The organism is Actinomadura miaoliensis, from assembly GCF_039536785.1.
GTDB lineage: Bacteria > Actinomycetota > Actinomycetes > Streptosporangiales > Streptosporangiaceae > Spirillospora > Spirillospora miaoliensis.
Window position 1 is genome coordinate 56,168 of record NZ_BAAAZG010000042.1, and the last position, 21,550, is coordinate 77,717.

Annotated in this window: 19 protein-coding genes; 6 read left to right on the forward strand and 13 right to left on the reverse strand. The window is 73.9% G+C overall.

What is annotated here, in order from left to right; translation table 11 throughout:
* Positions 1–1,996, forward strand: a 1,996-nt coding sequence (locus ABD811_RS27285; protein WP_344953203.1) for a hypothetical protein, incomplete at its 5' end; no start/stop codon positions are given.
* 266 nt (positions 1,997–2,262) lie between these two features.
* On the opposite strand, the gene ABD811_RS27290 is transcribed toward ABD811_RS27285, so the two are convergent.
* From ABD811_RS27290 to ABD811_RS27305, 4 genes are all read right to left on the reverse strand, one after another.
* On the reverse strand, positions 2,263–2,448 hold the full coding sequence (locus ABD811_RS27290) for a hypothetical protein (protein WP_344953205.1): 186 nt from the start codon (positions 2,446–2,448) through the stop codon (positions 2,263–2,265).
* Positions 2,449–2,761: 313 nt separating this feature from the next.
* Positions 2,762–4,828, reverse strand: coding sequence for an endonuclease/exonuclease/phosphatase family protein (locus ABD811_RS27295; RefSeq protein WP_344953207.1), 2,067 nt, complete (start codon positions 4,826–4,828; stop codon positions 2,762–2,764).
* 175 nt (positions 4,829–5,003) lie between these two features.
* Complete coding sequence (locus ABD811_RS27300; RefSeq protein WP_344953209.1) at positions 5,004–6,092, reverse strand: Zn-dependent alcohol dehydrogenase; 1,089 nt, start codon at positions 6,090–6,092, stop codon at positions 5,004–5,006.
* An 87-nt stretch (positions 6,093–6,179) separates the two neighbouring features.
* Positions 6,180–6,371 (reverse strand): ferredoxin, encoded by a 192-nt coding sequence (locus ABD811_RS27305; protein ID WP_344953211.1) that lies wholly within the window; start codon positions 6,369–6,371, stop codon positions 6,180–6,182.
* Positions 6,372–6,932: 561 nt separating this feature from the next.
* On the opposite strand from ABD811_RS27305, the gene ABD811_RS27310 reads away from it, so the two are divergent.
* Positions 6,933–7,604, forward strand: coding sequence for a class I SAM-dependent methyltransferase (locus ABD811_RS27310; RefSeq protein WP_344953509.1), 672 nt, complete (start codon positions 6,933–6,935; stop codon positions 7,602–7,604).
* A 41-nt stretch (positions 7,605–7,645) separates the two neighbouring features.
* Here ABD811_RS27310 and ABD811_RS27315 read toward each other — a convergent pair whose 3' ends face one another.
* The 8 genes from ABD811_RS27315 to ABD811_RS27350 form a co-directional block, all read right to left on the reverse strand.
* Complete coding sequence (locus ABD811_RS27315; protein ID WP_344953213.1) at positions 7,646–8,749, reverse strand: prenyltransferase; 1,104 nt, start codon at positions 8,747–8,749, stop codon at positions 7,646–7,648.
* The gene (locus ABD811_RS27320; protein WP_344953511.1) at positions 8,739–9,542 is read right to left on the reverse strand and encodes a class I SAM-dependent methyltransferase; all 804 of its coding nucleotides are present in this window, start codon (positions 9,540–9,542) and stop codon (positions 8,739–8,741) included. The genes ABD811_RS27315 and ABD811_RS27320 overlap by 11 nt, the downstream gene beginning before the upstream one ends.
* A gap of 73 nt (positions 9,543–9,615) precedes the next feature.
* Positions 9,616–10,932, reverse strand: a complete 1,317-nt coding sequence (locus ABD811_RS27325; protein WP_344953215.1) for a glycosyltransferase family 4 protein — start codon at positions 10,930–10,932, stop codon at positions 9,616–9,618.
* A 91-nt stretch (positions 10,933–11,023) separates the two neighbouring features.
* On the reverse strand, positions 11,024–12,289 hold the full coding sequence (locus tag ABD811_RS27330) for a cytochrome P450 (protein ID WP_344953219.1): 1,266 nt from the start codon (positions 12,287–12,289) through the stop codon (positions 11,024–11,026).
* Positions 12,290–12,308: 19 nt separating this feature from the next.
* Entirely contained in the window at positions 12,309–13,538 is a 1,230-nt protein-coding gene (locus tag ABD811_RS27335) for a cytochrome P450 (RefSeq protein ID WP_344953221.1), read from the reverse strand.
* Positions 13,539–13,793: 255 nt separating this feature from the next.
* A complete protein-coding gene (locus ABD811_RS27340; RefSeq protein ID WP_344953224.1) occupies positions 13,794–14,825 on the reverse strand; it encodes an MBL fold metallo-hydrolase in 1,032 nt (343 codons plus the stop codon).
* The gene (locus ABD811_RS27345; protein WP_344953227.1) at positions 14,812–15,972 is read right to left on the reverse strand and encodes a steroid 3-ketoacyl-CoA thiolase; all 1,161 of its coding nucleotides are present in this window, start codon (positions 15,970–15,972) and stop codon (positions 14,812–14,814) included. The genes ABD811_RS27340 and ABD811_RS27345 overlap by 14 nt, the downstream gene beginning before the upstream one ends.
* Before the next feature lie 125 nt (positions 15,973–16,097).
* Positions 16,098–17,531 (reverse strand): DHA2 family efflux MFS transporter permease subunit, encoded by a 1,434-nt coding sequence (locus ABD811_RS27350; RefSeq protein ID WP_344953230.1) that lies wholly within the window; start codon positions 17,529–17,531, stop codon positions 16,098–16,100.
* 70 nt (positions 17,532–17,601) lie between these two features.
* On the opposite strand from ABD811_RS27350, the gene ABD811_RS27355 reads away from it, so the two are divergent.
* Positions 17,602–18,261: a TetR/AcrR family transcriptional regulator gene (locus tag ABD811_RS27355; protein ID WP_344953233.1), complete on the forward strand. Its 660-nt coding sequence runs from the start codon at positions 17,602–17,604 to the stop codon at positions 18,259–18,261.
* A 68-nt stretch (positions 18,262–18,329) separates the two neighbouring features.
* Positions 18,330–19,124 (forward strand): SDR family NAD(P)-dependent oxidoreductase, encoded by a 795-nt coding sequence (locus tag ABD811_RS27360; protein ID WP_344953235.1) that lies wholly within the window; start codon positions 18,330–18,332, stop codon positions 19,122–19,124.
* A gap of 3 nt (positions 19,125–19,127) precedes the next feature.
* Here the strand turns inward: ABD811_RS27360 and ABD811_RS27365 are convergent, their stop codons facing one another.
* Complete coding sequence (locus tag ABD811_RS27365) at positions 19,128–19,685, reverse strand: TetR/AcrR family transcriptional regulator (RefSeq protein ID WP_344953238.1); 558 nt, start codon at positions 19,683–19,685, stop codon at positions 19,128–19,130.
* A 57-nt stretch (positions 19,686–19,742) separates the two neighbouring features.
* Between ABD811_RS27365 and ABD811_RS27370 the strand changes: the two genes are divergently transcribed.
* Both ABD811_RS27370 and uraD read left to right on the forward strand, forming a co-directional pair.
* Positions 19,743–20,888 (forward strand): FAD-dependent monooxygenase, encoded by a 1,146-nt coding sequence (locus ABD811_RS27370; protein WP_344953241.1) that lies wholly within the window; start codon positions 19,743–19,745, stop codon positions 20,886–20,888.
* A 152-nt stretch (positions 20,889–21,040) separates the two neighbouring features.
* Positions 21,041–21,547 carry a 2-oxo-4-hydroxy-4-carboxy-5-ureidoimidazoline decarboxylase gene (gene uraD, locus ABD811_RS27375; protein WP_344953243.1) on the forward strand — a complete coding sequence of 169 codons (507 nt, stop codon included), beginning with the start codon at positions 21,041–21,043 and terminating at the stop codon, positions 21,545–21,547.
* Positions 21,548–21,550 lie beyond the last annotated feature (3 nt).

Sequence of the window (21,550 nt, forward strand, 5' to 3'; positions counted from 1 at the left end):
GTGGACCAGCCGCGACGGCCGCGTCTGGACGCGCGAGGCGGCGAACGCGGGCGCGGCGTTCCGTCCGGGCGACCGGATCAACGCGCTGACCCGCACGCCCGCCGGGTTCGCGGCCGTGGGCGCGCACTCGCCGAGCGGCACGTTCCGGGGCGACCAGCGGGCCGTGGTGTGGACCTCGGCCGACGGCCGGTCCTGGCGGCGCGCCGACCGTCCGGCCAACGGTGAGATCACCGGACTGGACAGGGTGGCGGCGACCGGGAACGGCGCGCTGGTGGCGCACGGCTGGTTCGCCCGGAAGGTCACCAAGACCGTCGCCAGGAAGGGCAAGCGCCGGAAGCAGACCGCGACGCAGCGCGGCGAGGGGCTGTGGCTGTCGCCCGACGGCGGGCGCACGTGGACGCCGGTGACGGTGCCGCAGGCGCAGGGCTCCTACGGGCCGACCATCGGGCTGGCGGCCGGGCCCGGCGGCGTGTACGTCGCCCGCGAGGGCAGGCGCGTGACCGGGACGAAGAAGCGCCGCACCACCACCCGCCACGGCGTGATCTTCTCCTCGGCCGACGGGCGGACGTGGGCGCCGGCCGGGCAGGTGTCGGTGCCGTCGTACGGGGGAGTGGCGCGGCTGGCGGGGTCGTCCACCGGCCTGGCGGTCCTGGTGCGCGGCAAGGGCGGCGCCGGGACGGTGCTGCGCAGCGGCGACGGACGCACCTGGCGACCCGGCGGCGACGTGGGGGCCACGGCCGCCGCCCCCGGTGCGGGGCTCACCGTCAGCGGGCTGACGGTCGCGGCGGGCGCCGCCGCCGTCATCACCGGACGCCGGGGTGACGACCCGTACCTGGCGCTGTCGGGCGAGGCGGCGGCTCGTCCGGTGAACGCCGTGGACCTGGCCAAGGTGCCGGGTGCGATCCGTCCCGAACGCGCCGTCACGTCCATGGGCGTGGGGGCGGGACGTGTCGTCGCCGTGGGCAGCACGGGCGGCGGCGGGGCGGTGTGGAGCGCGCCCGCCGCGAACCCGGGCGCCTGGGCGCGCGCGCAGACGCCCGACCTGCGCGCGGGCAAGGCGGCCGGTGGGCCGCGCCAGCCGCGGCAGCGGTTCGGCGATGTCGTCCACGGTTCCAAGGGGTGGCTCGCCGTCGGACGTGTCACCGCACCCGACGGGAAGGTGACGCCCCTGGTGGCCGGGGCCGCGGACGGCGTGACGTGGCGCAGGGCCCCGTTCCCCGGGGCGCGGGGCAACATCGTGGACGGGTGCACGTCCGGGCCGTCCGGCTACGTCGTCGTCGGCACGTCCGCAGGGAAGGCCGCCGCGTGGCGTTCCACCGACCTCAAGAGCTGGAAGCGCGGCTCGAACGCGGGCAAGGGCGACCTGGACGGCCGCACGTGGATGCGGGACGTCGCGGCCACGTCCAAGGGCTATGTGGCCGTCGGCGGCCGTCAGGCGACCACGGGCGCCGGTCGCAAGCCGGTCAAGCCCGTCTCCTACCTGCCCGCGGTGTGGACGTCGCGGGACGGTGTGAAGTGGTCGGCCGTCGCGCCGCCGCCGCTGCCGTCAGGGGTCGCGTCGGGGGCGTTCCACCAGATCGTGGCGCGCGGCGACGTTCTCGTCGGGCTCGGCTGGGGCACCGCGCCGCAGGCCGCCGGCAAGCCCGCGCGCTGGCTGGCGTTCACGGGGGTGTCGTCCGACGGCGGCCGTACGTGGCGTACGAGCGTGCCCACGGGAGCCGGGGAGGCGTCGGAGCTCACCTCGTCCGTGGTGACGCCCAAGGGTTTCGTGGTGGCCGGTACGGTCGGCGGTCCCGGCGCACAGGACGCGGCGATGTGGGCCTCGACGGACGGGGCCGCGTGGCGGAGGGTCCCGGCGCGCGGCACCGGCCTGGACGGGCCGGGGGATCAGCGGCTCACCGCGCTGGCCGCGGTGGGCGGGGACGTGCTCGCCGTGGGCGTGAACGCCGACCACCGGGGTGAGACGCCCACCTTGTGGCGGACGACGGCCCCGTGACCCGCGCCCACGCCCGGAGCGGTTTCGTTCGGGGCTGCGGTTCGCTGACGAAGGACGGCGCGGCTCAACCGTTGCAGCCGCAGGAGCAGCCCTTCGGGCAGGAGCATCCGCCGCCGTGTCCACAACTGCATCCAGCTTTGCTCATGCCCGGAACGTAGCTCTTTGGGTGATGTGCGGTCTATGACTGGAACGCAACGAACGTCTGGTCACGGGGGCAATGCCCCCGTGACCCCGGCGCTCCCGGCGCCGGCGCACGCCCCGCCCGGTCAGGCGTTGATGTGCAGGTTCACGTCCAGCAGGACCAGGAACCACAGGAAGACGGCCAGCAGCGCGCTGCCGACCCGGCGCAGCAGCTCCACGGTGATGTAGCCGCGGTCCCAGGCCACGAACAGCCCGATGATGATGTAGAGCAGGCCGATGAGGCTGATGCCCGGCCGGTAGCGGTACGCCATGACGGGCGGCTCCTTCCGCAGGCGCCATCGGTGACGGCGATACGCCCGGACGGCTGCCCCGGCCCGCGCGATCGAAAACTGCGCCGGATATCGGACGAAATGGCCCGCCATATTCGGTCGAACCGTAAATCGCGGGTGTAGCGGATGTGTCGTCGGCGGCGATACTCCGGATGTCGCGCGATGGCCGGCGGCCCACGGGCAGCGCACGCCGGCCATCGCCCGCGATACCTGAGTCCCCGCGCCACCGCCGCCCTCGCCGCCCGCGGCTCGCGCCCGGTGGCGAAGCGGCCTTCGCCGCGCCTGCTCGCCGCGCCTACTCGCCGGGGGTCGTGTTCGGGGCGGCGGCGGGCTTGCCGGCCGACATGTCGATGCGCACGACCGCCGGGTCGCGGTCGCCGGTGGGGCGGTCGGCGAACTCGGACCGCCGGTGCACCACGTCGTACTCGTGCTTGCGGCGCGCCAGCGACGGGCTCAGCATGATGTGGTCGAGGGCCTGCGCGTTCCCGCTCGACACGGCCGTGTACCGCTCCGCGCGGGGCAGTTCGTCGGTCATGTTGCGCAGCCCCGCCTCCCGGGCGAGGTCGCGCACCGGGACGGAGAACTCGGGCTCGTTGAGGCTGCCGGCGACGATGACGTCGGCGTTCCCGTCCACGGCCCGCACCGACCGGACGAACCGCGCCACCACCTTCCCCTGCGCGGCGCGGCGCCACTCGCTGGGGCGGCGCGGCGGCTGGATGCGGCCGAACGCGGGCTGGTCGTCGCCGCTCTTGGGGTACCAGTGGTTGGCCACGACGATGATCCGCCGTCCCCGCCAGGTGATCTCACCGGCCAGCGGCTTGCGCGAGTTGCTCCACACCGGGTCGGCGGGCGCGACGCGGCCGGGGCTGAGGCTGAGCCGGGCGCGCCCTCCCTCGGCGAGCGCGCGCACCGCCGTGCGGGTCAGGTCGGGGCCGCCGGGCGACGCGGCGGGGTCCAGGCCGTCGCCGCCGCCGCGCGCGGGCCGGTCGACGAAGCCCAGCCCCCGGTCGGTGCGGAACAGGAAGCCCACGTGGTCGTTGGAGCCCTCCTCGCCGCCGTCGGCGTTGTCGCGCGGCGCCACCGACCGCCAGTCGTAGGCCGGGCCGCCCGCCTCGCTGATCGCCGCGATCAGCTCGGCCACGGTCTGGTCGGCGGCGACCGTGCCGTCGTCGTCGGGGCCGCTGTTGTCCCGCACCCCGGACACCGTGATCAGGTCGGGCGAGCGCAGGCCGTCCACGATGTCGGCGGCCACGGCGCGGAACCGCTCGCGCGGCGCGCTCGGGGCGAGGCCGTCCACGTTCAGCGTCGCCACGGCCAGCTCGCCGGAACGCTGCGGACGCGTCGTCTCGCGCCGGAGCCCGCCGCTTCGGGTGCGCGGCGTCGCGGTCGGCAGCAGCGTGTACGTGCCGTAGCCGTAGTCGAGCACGCCCTCGACGTCGCCGGGCAGCCGGTCGCCGACGTTCACGGTGGGCAGCGGGGCCAGCGCGTCGTCGAGGACGACCCGTTCGGGGTTGGCGTCGCCGACCCCCGCGACGATGCCGCCGCGCGCGGTGCGCCGGCCCGCCCCCGCGCCGCCCGCGGGCAGCACGGGGATCTGGCCGTCGCTGGACGGGCCGACGGCCACCGCGTCCTGCACGCGGACGCGCATGCCCTCCAGCGTCTCGTAGAAGTCCAGGGCGTCGCGGCGCGGGTCGAACACGCCCGCGGTCTCGACGTTGAGGGGGAGGCCGCGGCCGTCGTCGTCCACCACCTCGCCCGGCGGCCTGCGGCCCTTCGGCCCCAGCGTCACCGGCGGGGGCAGCGGCACGCCGCGGGCCTCCACCACGGTGGCGGTCGCGCCGATCTCGGTGCGGCCCAGGTTCGCCGACGCCCTCCCGCCGGGGCGGAACTCGCTGACCTTGCCGTCGACGCGCACGGCGTCGGCCACGGTCACCGGCGGCCGGTTGCGCGTGTAGACGAAGATGCCCTCGGACGTGGCGTCGTTCCGGTCGGGCCGCGGGTCCTGCATCCAGAAGCCGTTGGCGGTCAGGGTCGTGACGACCCCGCGCACGCCCGTCACCCGTGCCCCGTTCAGCGGCGACACGTGCCCGGCGCCCTGGATGTCGCGGATGCGGATCTGCCGGGCGCGCGAGGCGCCGGGCGGTACGGCGCCGCGCGCGCCGGCACGCGTGGCGCCGTCCGGGACGGTCTGCGGGGCGCCCGGGGCGCCCCGCGCGGGGTCGTACGCGGCGGCCCCCACGCCCTCGGGCGGTGCCGCCTGGGAGGTCGGCACCGCGAGAACGGGCAGGGCGAGCACCGCTCCCATGAGGAGGGTTCTGGGCACTGCGGGGCGGCGGCCGCGCCCCCGTCCGACGTAGGTCACCCACGCTCCATGCTCGACTGACGCGCGTGTTCTCGGTGGTGCGCTCGGCGCCCGCCGTCACGGGCGGGCGCCGCACACGACAAAGGATGACATGCGTTGTCGGTGAGGAAAAAGCGGTTGCTGAACAAGCCGGGCGACCTCGGGGCGAATCAGCCTGACACGTCCTGCCGGTCGCTCAGTCGAAGAGCACGACCTGGCGGATCACCTCGCCCTTGCGCAGGGCCTGCACGGCGTCGTTGAGGTCCTCGAAGCGGATGCGCCGGGAGATCAGGCCGTCGATGTCCAGGCGCCCGGCCCGCCACAGGTCGACGAACAGCGGGATGTCGTGCTTGAGGTCGCAGCCGCCGTACAGCGACGCCTTGAGGTTCTTGCCGTCGAACAGCAGCGCGAACGCGCTCAGCTCGACGTTGTCGTCGGCCGCGCCCGCGCCGACCACGATGACGTCGCCGCCGCGCCGGGTGAGGTTCCAGGCGGTGGTGATGGCCGCGGCTTTGCCGACCACCTCGAAGGTGTAGTCGAACCCCGCGCCGCCGGTCAGCAGCCCCTTGGTCTCCTCCAGATTGTCCAGCGTGGCGACGTGCGTGGCGCCGAACTGCTTGGCGACCGGGTGCTTGGCCTCGTTGGGGTCGACGGCCAGGACGGTGGACGCGCCGGCGATCCGGGCGCCCTGGATGACCGCCAGGCCCACGCCGCCCGCGCCGATCACCGCGACCTTGGACCCGGGCCGCACCCGCGCGGTGTTGATCGCCGCGCCCACGCCGGTGGGGATGCCGCAGCCGAGCAGCGCGGCGTACTCGAACGGCACGTCCTCGGCGATCTTGACGACGCCCTGCCGGGGCACCGTCATCTCCTCCGCCCAGGTGCCGCAGCCCGCCATGCCGAACGCGGGGCTGTCGGCGCCGATGCGGAACCGCGGGTCGCCGAACGACTGCGCGATGAACGTCATGCACAGGTACGGCTGGCCGCGCAGGCAGTCGGGGCAGGTGCCGCAGTCGGGGGTCCAGTTGACCACCACGTGGTCGCCCGGCTGGACGTGGGTGACGTGCTCGCCGACCTCGGCGACGATCCCGGCGCCCTCGTGGCCGAGCACGGTCGGCGGCGCGGCGGGCAGCACGCCGGTCATGGTGGACAGGTCGGAGTGGCAGACGCCGGTCGCCTTGAGGTGGACCTTCACCTGGTCGGGACCGGGGGCGACGGCGGTGACGTCGTCGCGCAGGTCGAGTTCGGTGTCGCCGACCGCGTGCAGTACCGCGGCACGTGCCATGGCTGCCTCCACTGAGGGATCGGACGCCGCGCGGGGCGCGCGGGTCGCGGAAAGGGGTGGGGGAGGGAGGGTTGTGGACGGCCGGGGTCACTCGTCGAGGGTGAGCGCGGCCTTGGGACACGACCGCACCGCGTGCCGGACGCGGTCGGCGTGCTCGGCCGGGACGTCCGGCAGCAGGATCCGCAGCTCGTCGTCGTCGGTCAGGTCGAAGACCTCGGGGGCCAGGCCCACGCACACGGCGTTGGCCTCGCAGACCATGGGGTCGACTCGTACGCGCATCGCCTTCTCCGTTCACTTCCCGGTGGGCTCGCGGTTCCGCCGGACGGGCACGCGAACACGTTCTAGCGACGGCCCGGGTGCGGGGTCGCGCCGGCCGCCGCCCTCCATCATCCTCCGGAAGGTCCGGCTGCCAACATAGCGAACGTCATTCGGTTTGGTCACGGGTGGGGCGAACTCCGTCCTGTGCGGGTGCGCCGGGGTGCGGGCCGCCCGGGAGGCGAGCGGCGTGCGGCCGGGCGCGCGGCGCGTCCCGGCCGTCCGCCCGGCGCCCGCGGCGGCCGGGACGCGCCGCTGTCCGCTGCCCCATGACCAAAGTAGAACACGTTTCAGTAAGGTGCCACAAGACGGGCGCCCGGCAGGGCCGCCGCCGGAGCGGCGGGCCCGGCGCGGCCCGGATAGAGTGCGCGGCAGGCCCAGCAGACCTGGGCGCCCCCCACGGCCGCCGACCGACCACGGAAGAAGGCAGGGATGACCGACACCATGGCGTCCACCGGCGCGGGAACGCCCTCCGAGGCGGCCCCGCCCGCCGCCCGGACGCCCGTGGACACCGTGTACGAGCCCATGCCCCCCGACCTGCTGCGCGCGGCGCGGCACGCCAAGGGCTTCATGCCCGAGCCCGAGGGGCAGGCGCTGTACGAGACGGCGCTGGAGTACGGCGCGCGGCTCGGCGACCGCGGGCCGCTGCTGGAGGTCGGCAGCTACTGCGGCAAGTCCGCGCTCTACCTGGGCGCGGCGGCGCGGCGCACCGGCACGGTCGTGGTGACCGTGGACCACCACCACGGCTCGGAGGAGAACCAGGCGGGCTGGGAGTACCACGACCCGTCGCTGGTCGACCCGCAGACCGGCCGCATGGACACGCTGCCGACGTTCCGCAAGACGATCGGCGCGGCGGGCCTGGAGGACCACGTGGTGGCCGTCGTGGGCGCGTCCCGCACGGTGGCGCGGCTGTGGCGCACCCCCCTGGCGCTGGCGTTCATCGACGGCGGGCACGCCGAGGAGCACGCCCGCGCCGACTACGAGGGCTGGGCGCCGTGGGTGATGGTCGGCGGCGCGCTGGTCGTCCACGACGTGTTCCCCGACCCGGTGGACGGCGGGCAGGCCCCCTACCAGCACATCTACCTGCGGGCGCTGAACAGCGGCGCGTTCGCCGAACGGCGCGTCACGGGCTCGCTGCGCGTGCTGGAGCGCGTGGACGACCGCGACCCGCTCGCCGCGCCGGGCGGGCGGGCGTAGCCCCTCCCGGGGCCCGCGCGCGGTTCAGACGCCGACGCGGTTCAGACGCCGACGAGGGCGCAGCCGCAGGCGACGGGGTCGGCGGCCGCGGACGGCCCGAGCGGGCGCCCGGCGATCTCCTTGAACAGGCGGGCGCCCGGCGAGGCGTCCGCCAGCACGTCGGCCGCCAGGATCACCGCGGCGGCCGTGTAGGTGGAACGGTCCCCGGGGAAGTGCCGCCGGTTCTCGAACTGCCAGCCCGTCCAGTACGAGCCGTCCTCGTGCCGCAGGTGCTGGACGGTGGCGAACAGCTCCAGCGCCCGGTCGCGGTCGCCCGCCGCGTCCAGCGCCATCACCAGCTCGCAGCTCTCGGCCGCGGTCACCCACGGCTGGTCGGACACGCAGCGGCAGCCCAGCCCCGGCACCACGAACGTGTCCCAGCCCTCGGCCAGGCGGCGGGCGGCGGCGTCCCCGCGCACCGGGCCGCCCAGCACCGGGTAGTACCAGTCCATCGACCAGCGGCTCTTGTCGGCGAACGCCTCCGGGTGCTCGGCCACCACGTGGCCGAGCTGGTCGGCGGCCAGCTCCCAGTCCGGCTGCGGCTCGCCCAGGTGCTCGGCCAGCGCCACCGCGCAGCGCAGCGACTGGTAGATCGACGAGCAGCCGGTCAGCAGCGCGTGGTCGGCGGCGCGGCCGTCCGGGTCGCGCATCCAGCGGATCTCGCCGCGCCGCGTCTGCAGGCCGAGGGCGAACTCGACGGCGGCGCGCACCGCGGGCCACATGTGCCGGGCGAAGTCCTCGTCGCCGGTCACCAGCAGCTCGTGCCAGACCCCGACCGCCAGGTAGGCGGCGTGGTTGGACTCGCCGCCCGGCTCGGTGACCTCGCCCAGCACCCACTTGGCAGGCCAGGACCCGTCCGGCCGCTGCACGCCGCGCAGCCACTCGTAGGCCAGCCGGGCGTGCTCGCGCAGCCCGGCGACGGTGAGCGCCATGGCGGCCTCGACGTGGTTCCAGGCGTCGACGTGGCCGGGCACGCCGTCCAGCGGCGCGAACCAGGGGATGGCGCCCGACGGCTCCTGCTGGGCGACGATGCTGCGGGCCGTCGCGACGATGTCGTCGGCGGTCACCACGCCGGGCACGGACGGCGGGACCACCTCAGACCGCATCGGCGGTCTCCCGCCCGGCGCCCTCGCCGGAGGTCGTGTCGGCGCCGGCCTTCTCGCCGTCGGCCGCCTGGGAGCCCTTCCCGGCGGGCTTGGTGAAGTAGACGACGACGCTCTTGCCGATCAGCGGGTTCAGCACGCGCTCGGCCAGCCGGGTCGGCAGCGGGCGCTTCATGATGTCCCACACCAGGACCTGGTGGTAGGCCTTGGCCAGCGGGTGGCCGTCGTTGTTCACGCCCACCGCGCACTTGATCCACCAGTAGGGGGAGTGCAGGCCGTGCGCGTGGTGGTGGCCGCGCACCCGGAAGCCGGTGGCCTTCAGCTTGGCCTCCAGCTCGGCACGGGTGTAGATGCGCACGTGCCCGCCGGGGGCGGTGTGGTAGTCCTCCGACAGCGCCCAGCAGATCCGCTCGGGCAGCCACGCCGGCACCGTGACGGCCAGGTGCCCGCCGGGCTTGAGCACCCGCAGCAGCTCGCGCATGGCGCGCATGTCGTCGGGGATGTGCTCCAGCACCTCCGACGCGATGATCTTGTCGAAGTGGTCGTCGGGGAAGGGCATGTCGAGGGCGTCGCCCCGGACGACCCGCGCGGTGGCGTCCTCGGGGGCCTCGCCCGCCAGGCGCATCGCGCCGAACATCTTCTCCACCCCGGCCAGCTCGTCGGCGTCCAGGTCGAAGGCCACGACGTGCGCCCCCCGCCGGTACAGCTCGAAGGCGTGCCGTCCGGCGCCGCATCCCATGTCCAGCACCCGTTCTCCGGGGGTGACGCGGAACCGCTGGAAATCCACGGTCAGCAGGGTCGTGCTCCTTCCGTACGGGGGACGCGCGGGGCCGTCCCTCAGTCGGTGTGCGCGCCCGGACGGGCGCCGTCTACCGCCGGCGGCGCGCGGCGGCGGCCAGCCGCAGGTAGCGATGCTGGCGGATGGCGGTGCGGTAGTGCTCCACCGTCGCCTGCGCCACGGCCCGCCAGGCGAACCGCTCGCGCACCCGCGCCAGCGCCGCCTCCGAGAGCCGGGCGCGTTCGGCGGGCGAGTCGTGCAGGCGGCGCAGCGTGGCGGCCAGCTCCTCGACGTCGCCCGGCTCCACCAGCACGGCCGCGTCGCCGACCACCTCGGGCAGGGCCCCGGCGCGGCTGGCGACCAGCGGCGTACCGGACGCCATGTGCTCGACGGCGGGCAGCGAGAACCCCTCGTACCGGGACGGCACCACCGCGATCTCGGCGGACGCCAGCAGCTCGCCCAGCTCCTCGTCGCCGATGCCGCTGACGAACCGCACCCGCTCGCCCAGCGCCAGCTCCCGGACCAGCCTGGCCGTGGGGCCCTCCGGCTGCGGGCGGCTGACGACGACCACGTGCACGTCGCGTTCGGTGGCGACCTTGGCGACCGCGCGCAGCAGCACGTCCACGCCCTTGATCGGCGCGTCCGCGCTGGCCATCGCGACGATCCGGCCGGGCACCCGCTCGCCGCGCGGGTGGAAGATCCGGGTGTCGACGCCCAGCGGCAGGATCTCGATGTCGCGCGGGTCGACCCGGAAGTCCTTGACGATGTCGACCTTGGAGGACTCCGAGACGGTCAGCACCGGCCCGACCCGCCGCGCCACCTGCGCCTGCATCGCCACGAACCCGTACCAGCGGCGCTTGCCGAGGCGTTCCACCAGCCCCTGCGCCGCCTCCAGCTCGATCCGCCGGTCCACGCTGATCGGGTGGTGGATGCTGGTGACCAGCGGCAGGCCCAGCCGGGCGATGCCGAGGTTGCCCAGGCCGAGCACCTGGTTGTCGTGCGCCACGTCGAAGTCGCCCGGCCGCTGGGACAGGCGCCGCCGCAGCTCGCGCAGTATCCGCAGGCTGAACGTCAGCGGCTCGGGGAAGCCGCCGGTGCGCATGTGGGCGAACTCCAGCACGTCGATCCAGTCGCGGAACTCGCCGAGCGCCGGGGTGCGGAACGGGTCCTCGTCCCGGTACAGGTCCAGGCTGGGGATCTTGGTCAGGACGATCTCGTCCCGGTCCAGCTCCGGATAGGGCTGCCCGGAGAACACCTCGACCGTGTGCCCCAGGTCGACCAGCTCGCGGGTCAGGTGACGCAGGTACACGCCCTGACCGCCGCAGTGCGGCTTGCTCCGGTAGGAGAGCAGTGCGACGCGCAACGGACCGCCCTGCTCCCGGGGCGGTGCCTGCTCTGCCTCAGCCACGCCAGCCCCTGCTCACGCACCACTCCCGTCCAGTAGGGGGACCCCGGGCGATGCCTCGGCCGTGTGCCGGCGCCGTGGCCGCGCGGCCGGCTCAGCCACGCGCCGACGCCTCCTGGACCTCGCGATCCTCGCGAACCCGGACCGGCATCTCCTTTATCCCGTTGATGAAACTAGACCTTAGCCTGCGGAGGTTACCGGAGAGTTCGATATTGGGCATAGCGTCCAAGAGTGTTTCGAAGAGCACACGCAGCTCCAACCGGGCCAGGTGCGAGCCCAGGCAGTAGTGCGGGCCGCCGCCGCCGAAGCCCAGGTGGGGGTTGGGGTCGCGGCCCACGTCGAAGACGGACGGGTCGTCGAACACCGCCTCGTCCCGGTTGGCCGAGGCGTAGAACACCACCACCTTGTCGCCCGCGGCGATCCTCTTGCCGCCCAGCTCGGTGTCGCGGACGGCGGTGCGCTTGAACAGGTTGACCGGCGTCACCCAGCGGACGATCTCGTCGACCGCGGTGCCCGCCAGCCCCCGGTCGGCGCGCAGCCGCGCCCACTGGCCGGGGTGCTCGAAGAACGCCGCCATGCCGCCGGACGCGGCGTTGCGCGTGGTCTCGTTGCCCGCCACCGACAACAGCATGACGAACAGCTCGAACTCGTCGCCGGTCAGCTCGTTGCCCTCGGCGTCGGGCCGCAGCAGCCGGGTGACGATGTCGTCGCGCGGGTTCTCGCGGCGCGCGGCCGCCAGCTCGTTGGCGTAGGCGTAAAGCGCGGTGGCGGCCGCCAGGCCCTGCTCGGGATCGGTCTGGAACTCCGGGTCGTCCGCGCCGATCAGCGTGTTCGACCAGGAGAAGATCTTGTCGCGGTCCTCGGCGGGGGCGCCGAGCAGCTCGCAGATCACGTACAGCGGCAGCGGCGCGGCGATGTCGCGCACGAAGTCGAACCCGCTCGCGGCGCGTCCGGAAGCGGTCACCTCGGTCACCAGCTCCCGGCAGATGTCGCGGACGTGCTCCTCCAGCGCGCCGATCGCCCGGGGCGTGAACCCGCGGTTGACGATGCTGCGCTTGCGGGTGTGCTGGGGCGGGTCCTCGTTGAGCATCATCTTGCGCTGCAGCGCCAGGTGCTCGTCCGTGGGCTCCTCGAACAGCGCCAGCCGCGCGTAGGAGGAGAAGATCTCCGGGTGCCGTGAGACGTGCACCACGTCCTCGTGCCGCGTCACCGCCCAGAACGGCGGGGAGCCCTGCCCGGGATCGCCGGGATGCAGGTGGACGGGGTCGTGCTCGCGCAGCCAGGCCAGCTGGTCGTGCGGGACGCCGCCGAGCTCGTAGGTGCCGGGATCGACCAGATCGATGTCAGGAACAGTCGTCATCGCCGCGGACCTCCTCGTCCTAGGCGTTCCGACGGGCGGTGGGAGTGAAACGGACGGGCAGTTCCTTGTAACCGTTGACGAAGTTGGACCGCAGCCGGCGCGGCTCGCCCGCCGGGGCGATGTCGGGCACCCGGTCCAGGATCGTGTCGAAGATGATCCTCAGGTTCATCCGGGCCAGGTGGGTGCCCAGGCAGTAGTGCGGGCCGCCGCCGCCGAAGCCCAGGTGGGGGTTGGGGTCGCGGCCGACGTCGAAGGTGAACGGGTCGTCGAACACCGCCTCGTCCCGGTTCGCCGACGGGTAGAGCAGCACCACCTTGTCGCCCGCGCGGATCTTCTTGCCGCCGACCTCGGTGTCGGCGGTGGCGGTACGGCGGAACTGGTTGATCGGGGAGACCCAGCGGACGATCTCCTCCACCGCCGACGGCAGCAGGCTCCGGTCGGCCTTCAGCCGCTCCCACTGGTCGGGCCGTTCGAAGAACGCCTGCATGCCGCCCGCGGTGGCGGTGCGCGTCGTCTCGTTCCCGGCGATCGACAGCATGAGCACGAACAGCTGGAACTCCTCGCCGCTCAGCCGGCTCCCGTCCGGCGCGGGCTGCAGCAGCTTGGTGACGATGTCGTCGCGCGGATCGGACTCGCGGTCCTTGGCCAGCTCGGCCGCCCAGGCCAGGAACTCGGCGGCGTACCGGGTGCTGTCGGAGCGGTCGCCGATGAACTCGGGGTCGTTGAAGGCCACCAGCTTGTTGGACCAGTGGAAGATCCGCTCCCGGTCCTCCAGCGGCGCGCCGAGCAGCTCGCAGATCGTGTAGAGCGGCAGCGGCGCGGCGAAGTGCTCGACGAAGTCGCACTCGCCCAGCGGCGCGGCCTCGTCGATGAGCCGGTTGCAGATCTGCCGGATGTGCTGCTCCAGCTTGCCGATCATGCGCGGGGTGAAGCCCCGGTTGACCATGGCGCGCAGCCGGGTGTGGTCCGGCGGGTCCTGGAACAGCATCATCATCCCGTACAGGGCGATGTCGTCGTCGCTGAACTCCTCGAACATCGAGGTGCGGGTGTGCGAGGAGAACAGCTCGGGATGCCGCGAGACGTGCACCACGTCCGTGTGCCGGGTGATCGCCCAGAACCCAGGCACGCCCTCGTAGGGGTCGGGATGCCAGTGCACCGGGTCGTGCGCGCGCAGCCAGGCGAGCTGCTCGTGCGGGACTCCGCCGTTCTCGTAGACGCCGGGATCGATGACGTTGATCTCAGGGGCCATGGCCGTCCTTAGAGCCGGGATGGGGCGGTGCTCTCGGCGGGCGCCGTCGCGGGGCGCCGGACGCGTTCGTGATCGAACGCTTGCTTGGTTATTGGCTAGAACCGGTTCTAACATGAGACGCGAGTCTCATCAAGAGTCTCACGGGGGTGACCCGCGTCGCACCGGGGCCCGCCCACGTCACCGGGCAGACAGAATCGCGCCCTGCCGCCAGGCGGGGGCGGGCCGTGGCGGCGGGGGAGTGGGGTGGGTCGAGGGTCAGGCCGCGGCGGCGCGGACGAATCGGATCGGGGCGTCGGCCCCGTCCCGCCGGGCCACCCCGCGCCGCTCCAGGGTGCGCAGGTGCGCGGCCGCCTCGCCCGCCGCCATCTCCCGGTCCGGCAGCGCCATCGCCTCCCACGGCGAACGCCAGCGCAGGCCCGCCGCGACCTGCCACAGCGTCACGGGCTCGGCGCCCAGCAGCGCGGTGACCTCGGCGAGCCGGTCCTCGTGGTGCCCGATGATCGCGTGGGCGCGTTCGGCCAGGCCGGTGAAGCGGTGCTGGTGGGCGGGCAGCACCTCGGCGCGCTCGGCCGCGGGCAGCCCGGCGACGCGGCGCAGCGACGCCAGGAAGTCGCCGAGCGGATCGACGTCCGGCCGGTCGTACGGATACAGCCCGATGTGCGGGGTGATCCGCGGCAGCACGTGGTCGCCGGTGAACATCCGGCCGTCGTCCTCCATGTGCAGGCAGATGTGGCCGGGCGAGTGGCCGGGCGTCCAGATCGCGCGCAGGCGGCGGCCGGGCAGGTCCACCAGGTCGCCGTCGTCGAGTTCGCGGTCGGGGACGGCGGGCGGGTCGACGTGCCGGCCCGGTCGCGCGCCCGGGCGGCGCTGCAGCTCCTCCTCGCCCGCCCCGGCCTGGCGCAGCGCGTCCAGCCGCCAGGACCGGCCGGCGTCGCGCTCCACCATCTCGCGGAACAGCCGGACGATCTTCGCGTCCTCCCGGTGCATGGCGATCCACGCCCCGGACGCCTCGCGCACCCGTCCCGCCAGGCCCGCGTGGTCGGGGTGGTGGTGCGTGACGACGACCCCGTACACCTCGGCGACGTCCATGCCGAACGCCCCGAGCCCCTCGCCGAGCGCCGCCCAGGCGTCCTCGTGCTCCCAGCCGGCGTCCACGAGCACGGGCCCGCGCACGCTCTCCAGCACGTAGACCAGCGTGTACGCCAGGGGGTTGCCGGGGATGGGGACCGGGACGCTCCACAGCCCCCCGCCCAGATGCTGCGGCCGCACCGGCTCAGAGACGCTCAAGGACCGACGCCGTGGACAACGCCCCGCCGCAGCACATGGTGACCAGCGCGGTGGCGGCGTCCCGGCGCTCCAGCTCGTGCAGGGCCGTGGTGATCAACCGGGCCCCGGTGGCGCCCACCGGATGCCCCAGCGCGATCGCGCCGCCGTTGACGTTGACCCTGTCCATGTCCGGCCGGTGCACCGACGCCCAGGACAGCACCACGGACGCGAACGCCTCGTTGATCTCGACCAGATCGACGTCGCCGAGCGTCATCCCGGCACGGGCCAGCACCCGCTCGGTCGACTGCACCGGCCCGTCCAGGTGGTAGTACGGCTCGGCCCCCACCAGCGCCTGCGCCCTGATGCGCGCGCGCGGACGCACCCCCAGCGCCTTTGCCTTCTCCTCCGACATCAGCAGCACGGCCGCCGCCCCGTCGGAGATCTGCGAGGACGTGCCCGCCGTGTGGAGCGCCCCCTCTCCCAGGACGGGCTTGAGCCGGGCCAGCCCGTCCCTCGTCGTCTCCCTGAGCCCCTGGTCGCGGGTGACCGTGCGCGTCTGTCCCGTGGGCTGACCGTCCTCGCCCAGCACGGGCGCCTCGATCGGGGCGATCTCCCTGTCGAAACGCCCGTCCGCCCATGCCTTGGCGGCGAGCTGCTGGGAGCGGACCCCGAACGCGTCCAGGTCGTCCCGCGTCAACCCGCGCCGCCGCGCGATGCGCTCGGCGGCCTCGAACTGGTTCGGCATGTCGATCGACCAGTCGTCCGGACGCGGCTTGGCGGGCAGCACATTGCTGCCCAGCGGAGACCGGCTCATGACCTCCACGCCACACCCGATCGCCACGTCCACCGCGCCCGCCGCGATCTGCGCCGCCGCCAGGTGCACCGCCTGCTGCGCCGACCCGCACTGCGCGTCGACGGTCGTGACGCCGGTCTGCCACGGCAGCCCCGCGTACAGCCAGGCGTACCGGCCCACGTGACCGCCCTGCTCGCCGGCCTGCGTGACGCACCCGGCGAAGACCTCCTCCACCTCGGCCGCGTCCACGTCCGCCCGCTCCACGACCGCCCTGAGCACATGCGCCAGAACGGCCTGCGCCTTGAGCCCCGCCAGCCATCCGTTGCGCTTGCCCAACGGTGTGCGCACCGCCTCGACTATCACCGGACTGCCCATGCGGCGCCTCCCCAGACGCGACGTCCCGAACCGGATTCGCCTCCTGACTGTAACGTGTTCTACTTTCACCTGCCAGAGTCCCCCGACCAGCGGCCCGCCGCCCGAACCCGCTCCACGCCGCCGCCTTACGCGGCGGCCTCCCGCTCAGGCTCTGATGTCCGCGCCGAAACAGGGGCCCGGGGCGGCCCGGGAAGCAGCACGCTCAGCGCGAGCATGACGACCACTGCGCCCGTCACCCACCGGTAGGCGCCGTGAAAGCCCGCCATCGGCTCGTCGGCGGTCTCCAGGATGAGCGCGCTGACGGCCACGCCCAGCGATCCGCCGACCTGGTTGAGCATGTACAGCGCCGAGGTGCCCTGGGACACCGACGCCGCCGGCAACGTCCGGTACAACGAACCCATCGTGGGCGCGCCCACGGCGCCCGCTCCCAGGCCCAGCGCCAAGACCGCCGACGCCGACCACGCCTCCGGCGTCCGCGCCCCCATCTGGGTCAAGGCGAGGATGCTCACCAGGGCGATCGCCGCGCCCCCCAGGGCCAGACGCCGCGCGCCCACCCTGTCACTGACACGGCCCGCGACCGGCATGGACAGCGTCGCGCCCAATCCGTACGACGCCACCAGCACCCCGGCCATCAGCACCCCGTGCCCGTGCATCCGCTGGTAGTACAGCGGCAGCACGAACAGCATCGAGAACATCACCACGCCCATCGACGTCATGACGGCGACGCTGGCGGCGAAACTCGGATGCAGGAACAGCCGCAGGTCGATCAGCGGCGGCGTGCGCCGGGCGCGCAGCGCGTGCACCCCGTAGCCCGCCAGCAGCACGGCACCGGCGGTCAGCGGCACCAGCACCGGCCACACGGCGAAAGTCGCCTGCTCGGCCGTCCGCGACAGCGCCAGGACGACCGCCGCGAACCCCGGCCCGACCAGCGCGAGCCCGAGAACGTCGAGCCGCACCGCCGGACGCTGCTCGCGCGGCGCGTCCGCGGGCACCAGCCGCAGCGCGCCCAGGAACGCCACCACGCCGATCGGCACGTTGATCAGGAACATCCACCGCCAGTCCAGCGCCTGGATGAGCGCCCCGCCGACGATCGGTCCGAGCGCGGGCCCCAGCGACAGGACCACGCCCATCAGCCCCATCACCCGGCCCGCCCGCGCAGGCCCGGCGGCGCGCGCCAGCAGCGCCAGCATCAGCGGGTCGAGCATGCCCGCCGCCAGCCCCTGGACCACCCGGAAGACGATCAGGCTGCCGATGTTCCAGGCCAGCCCGGACGCCACCGACCCGGCCAGGAACAGCACCAGCGCGAACAGCCACATCCGCCGGTCCCCGAACCGGTCCACCGACCAGGCGGTCAGCGCGACCGAGACCGTCACGGCCAGCAGGTATCCCGTGGCCACCCATCCGGTCGTGCTCAGCGAGGCGTCGAACGCCGTGGCCAGCGTCTCGACGCCGACGGCGACGACCGTCCCGTCCAGCAGCCCCATCATCCCGCCGAGCAGCACCACGGCGACCAGCCGCAGCAGCGCGGGATCCATCGCGTCATCACTGTTTGAACTCACCGGTTCAACGTAGTGATCTGTTGCGACCAAAGTCCAGCGTTTTGAACGCACCGGTTCAACAGCGGGTACGATGCGGGACGTGGCACAGGCGGCGAGTTCCCAGACCCGGTCCGCGTCACGCGGGCGCATCGACAAGCGCGAGGCGATCCTGGAGGCCGCCTTCACGGTCTTCTCCCGTCAGGGCTACGCGCAGGCGTGCGTGCAGGAGATCGCCGCGGAGGCGGGCGTGGCCAAGCCGACCGTCTACAACCACATGCACGACAAGGAGACCCTGTTCCGCCACGCCATGCGGACCGCCGCCGAGCGCGCCACGGCCGGATCGCTGGCCGCCGTCGAACGCCTGCTCCCCGGCGACGGCGACCTGCGCGCCATGCTGGAGGACGTCGGCTACCACCTGCTGCGCTGCCACAGCGACGAACGATCCTCGGCCCTGCGCCGCCTCCTCTACGCCGAGGTCACCCGGTTCCCCGACCTGTTCGATGTCGTCCTGGGGGGCGGTGCCGGTCGCACCACCGAACTCCTGGCCGACCGCTTCGCCCGCCTCTCCCTGGCCGGCCGGCTGCGCGTCACCGACCCCGTCGAGGCCGCCGACCAGTTCGTCGCCCTGCTCACCGGCCCCATGGAGACCCGCACCCGCCTGGGCACCCGCCCCGTCCCCGACGAGGAACTCCGCGCGGTCGCCACCTCCGCCGTGACCACCTTCCTCCACGCCTTCGGCCCCAAGAACTGAGCCGGCACCGCCGGCGGCGCGCGTCACCGGTGTGTGAGGGGCGGCGTGGGGTGGGCACGAACGGCGGTATGGAGATCGATCTCAGCGGGCGTACCGCATTCGTCAGCGGATCCACCAAGGGCATCGGACGGGCGATCGCCGCCGGGCTGGCCAGGGCCGGGGCCACGACCGTGGTCAACGGGCGGTCCGAGCGGAGCGTGAACGAGGCGCTGGAGGCGCTGCGCGGTGAGGTGGCCGGCGCCGACCTGGTCGGCGTCGCGGCCGACGTGGGCACCGCGGACGGCGCGCGTGCCGTGCTGGAGCGGGTGCCGCGCGTGGACATCCTGGTCAACAACCTCGGGATCTTCGAGCCGCGGCCCGTGCTGGAGATCGACGACGCGGAGTGGCGCCGGTTCTTCGAGGTCAACGTGCTGTCGGGGGTGCGGCTGGCCCGGCAGTACCTGCCCGGGATGATCGAACGCGGGTGGGGGCGGGTGCAGTTCATCGCCAGCGACTCGGCGGTGGTGATCCCCGAGGAGATGGTGCACTACGGCATGTCCAAGACCGCGCTGCTCGCGGTGGCCCGCGGCTACGCCAAGGCCGCGAAGGGCACGGGGGTCACCGTCAACACCGTCATGGCCGGCCCCACCCACACCGAGGGGGTGGAGGACTTCGTCGCCGAGATGGTCGGCGCCGACGTGCCGTGGGACGACGCCCAGCGGCGCTTCATGGCCGAGCACCGTCCCAGCTCGCTGCTGCGCCGCCTGATCGAGCCCGAGGAGATCGCCAACATGGTCGTCTACCTCAGCTCGGACGCGGCGTCGGCCACCACGGGCGGGGCCCTTCGCGTGGACGGCGGGTACATCGACGCGATCCTGCCCTAGGGGTCAGGAACAGCCGTACACCATCACCTGCACCATGTTCTCGACGTACTCCCTGCTGATGCTCTCCGGCGGCATGCTGACCAGGGTGAACAGCGCGGCCTCGTAGAGCGCGATCAGGGCGGCGATCTTCTCGCGCGGGATGGTGAGGCCGAGCTTCTCGTGGTGCCCGGAGGTGACGCGCAACGCCGTGTCGTGCAGGGTCGCGAGCGCCGCGGCGAGCGCCGGCCGGCGCGCGGCCTCCAGCCGCAGTTCGAAGATCGCCAGGTAGCGGCTGCGCAGGGTGGTCGCCGCCGTGAACAGCGATTCCGTCAGCAGGTCGACCAGCGACGCGGGCTGCTCGATGGCCCGGTCGGTGTCGGCGTGATGCAGCTCGGCGACGCGTTCGGCGGCGGCGACCAGCAGCGCTTCGCGGCTGCGGAAGTAGTTCGAGGCGGTTCCCGGCGGGAGGTCGGCCGCCTTCTCCACCGCGCGGTGGGTCAGTCCGTGCACGCCCGACGACGCCAGCAGTTCGATGGCCGCGTCGGCCAGGGCTCGGCGGCGGGCCGGATTACTGGGCGGCATGCCCCCATGGTACCAATAGCCGTAGTAGTACGATCGTAGTGAATGGCGGGAGGGTTCATGAGGGTCGTGGTGGTCGGCGCGGGGCTCGGAGGGGTGGCGGCCGCGGTGGGGCTGCATCGCCTGGGGCATCAGGTGACGCTCTTCGAGCGGGGCGCCGAGCTCCGGGAGGCGGGCACCGGCATCGTGGTCATGCCCAACGGGCTTCGCGCGCTGGACGAGCTGGGGCTGGCCGAGGACGTCCGCGGGCACGTCATGCACGCGACCCACTTCGGACTGCGGGACCGGCGCGGACGGGCGCTGCTGCTCACCGACCTGGTCCGGGCGCAGCAGCTGGTCGGGGCACCCGCCATGATCGACCGAGCGGACCTGCACCGGGCGCTCCGCGCCCCGCTGCCCCCCGACCTGGTGCGGACCAGCACCCCGGTCGAGCGCCTGGAGGCCGACCCCACCGGGGTGACCGTGATCAGCGACGGGCACCCCGTCGCGAGGGCGGACGCGGCGGTCGCGGCCGACGGCATCGGCAGCAGGCTGCGCGCACAGCTCTTCCCCGGCCACCCCGGGCTGCGGCGGACCGGCCGGCTCGACCTGCGCGGCGTGCTGCCCCGTCCTGCTGGCCTGGCCGCGGACCTGCTCGCCAGCCAGCTGGTCGACCGCCGCAGCGGGGCGGAGTTCGGCCTGTTCCCCCTCGGCGAGGACCGCCTGTACTGGTTCACCGACTCCGACCTGCGGGGCGCGGCGCCCACCGCGGAGGAGGCGCGCCGGCAGATGCTGTCGCTGATGGCCGACTGGCATCCCCTCGTCCCGGCGCTCATCGAGGCCACCCCGCCCGCCGACATCTACGTCGACCCGATCAGCCGCCTGGCCGAGCCCCTTCCCTCGTTCGCGGCCGGCCGGATCGCGCTCCTCGGCGACGCCGCGCACGCCATGCCACCCGACCTCGGCCAGGGCGCCAGCCAGGCGTTCCAGGACGCGGCCGCGCTGACCCGCCACCTGGCCGGCGCCGAGCCGGCGGACGTCGCCCAGCGGCTCCTGCGCTACGACGCCGAGCGCCGGCCCAGTGCCAACCGCATGATGCGGGCGGCGTCCCGGCAGTCGCGGCTGACCTCCCAGACCGGCGTCGCCGCGTGGCTGCGCGACACGATGCTGCGCGCCATACCGTCCCGGCTGGCCACCCGGCCGCTCATCGCCCTGTGGCACGCCTAGTGCTCTGACGGAACGGCCCGCGACACCGCGATTTGTAGGAACGTACGAATTCCGAGTGGGACGGCGGTGGGGTTCGGGGGGACTGGATCTCGACCCGGCGGCGCGAGGTGTGTGTACTCGGGGGACAGCACCCACAAAGTCGGGAGGCGCCGGTGGATCCTGGTCTGCGGCGGTTGAACGGGCTGTCCCGGGACGAGGCGGAGGCCGAACTGCGTACGTGCTGTGCCTCGCGGCGGTGGGCGGCGGCGATGGCCGTGCGGCGGCCGTTCGAGGACAGGGCGGCCGTATGGGAGGCCGCCGCCAAGACGATGGCCGGATTGGGCTGGGACGACATAGAAGAAGCGCTCCGGGCCCATCCGCGGATCGGCGAGCGGATCGGGGGAGACGCCAGGGAGGCCTCCTGGTCGCGTCGTGAGCAGGCCGGGGTGGACGGAGCCGGCGACGACCTCAAGGCCGCGCTCGTGGAGGGCAACCGGGCGTACGAGGAGCGGTTCGGGCATGTGTTCCTGATCTGCGCGACGGGGCGGAGCGCGGCGGAGATGCTCGCCGAACTGCGCGGGCGGCTGGCCAACGATCCCGAGGCGGAGCGCGCGGTGGTCCGCGACGAGCTGGCGAAGATCACCGAGTTGCGGCTGGCGAAGCTGCTGGGAGGGGGCTAGGCC

What these genes read in the sequence shown, in the direction of transcription:
- ABD811_RS27290 (WP_344953205.1), bottom strand. Translation starts at nt 2,448, where the DNA reads ATGGCGTACCGCTACCGGCCGGGCATCAGCCTCATCGGCCTGCTCTAC.
- ABD811_RS27300 (WP_344953209.1), bottom strand. Translation starts at nt 6,092, where the DNA reads ATGGCACGTGCCGCGGTACTGCACGCGGTCGGCGACACCGAACTCGAC.
- ABD811_RS27305 (WP_344953211.1), bottom strand. Translation starts at nt 6,371, where the DNA reads ATGCGCGTACGAGTCGACCCCATGGTCTGCGAGGCCAACGCCGTGTGC.
- ABD811_RS27310 (WP_344953509.1), top strand. Translation starts at nt 6,933, where the DNA reads ATGCCCCCCGACCTGCTGCGCGCGGCGCGGCACGCCAAGGGCTTCATG.
- ABD811_RS27315 (WP_344953213.1), bottom strand. Translation starts at nt 8,749, where the DNA reads ATGCGGTCTGAGGTGGTCCCGCCGTCCGTGCCCGGCGTGGTGACCGCC.
- ABD811_RS27330 (WP_344953219.1), bottom strand. Translation starts at nt 12,289, where the DNA reads ATGACGACTGTTCCTGACATCGATCTGGTCGATCCCGGCACCTACGAG.
- ABD811_RS27335 (WP_344953221.1), bottom strand. Translation starts at nt 13,538, where the DNA reads ATGGCCCCTGAGATCAACGTCATCGATCCCGGCGTCTACGAGAACGGC.
- ABD811_RS27345 (WP_344953227.1), bottom strand. Translation starts at nt 15,972, where the DNA reads ATGGGCAGTCCGGTGATAGTCGAGGCGGTGCGCACACCGTTGGGCAAG.
- ABD811_RS27355 (WP_344953233.1), top strand. Translation starts at nt 17,602, where the DNA reads ATGCGGGACGTGGCACAGGCGGCGAGTTCCCAGACCCGGTCCGCGTCA.
- ABD811_RS27360 (WP_344953235.1), top strand. Translation starts at nt 18,330, where the DNA reads ATGGAGATCGATCTCAGCGGGCGTACCGCATTCGTCAGCGGATCCACC.
- ABD811_RS27365 (WP_344953238.1), bottom strand. Translation starts at nt 19,685, where the DNA reads ATGCCGCCCAGTAATCCGGCCCGCCGCCGAGCCCTGGCCGACGCGGCC.
- ABD811_RS27370 (WP_344953241.1), top strand. Translation starts at nt 19,743, where the DNA reads ATGAGGGTCGTGGTGGTCGGCGCGGGGCTCGGAGGGGTGGCGGCCGCG.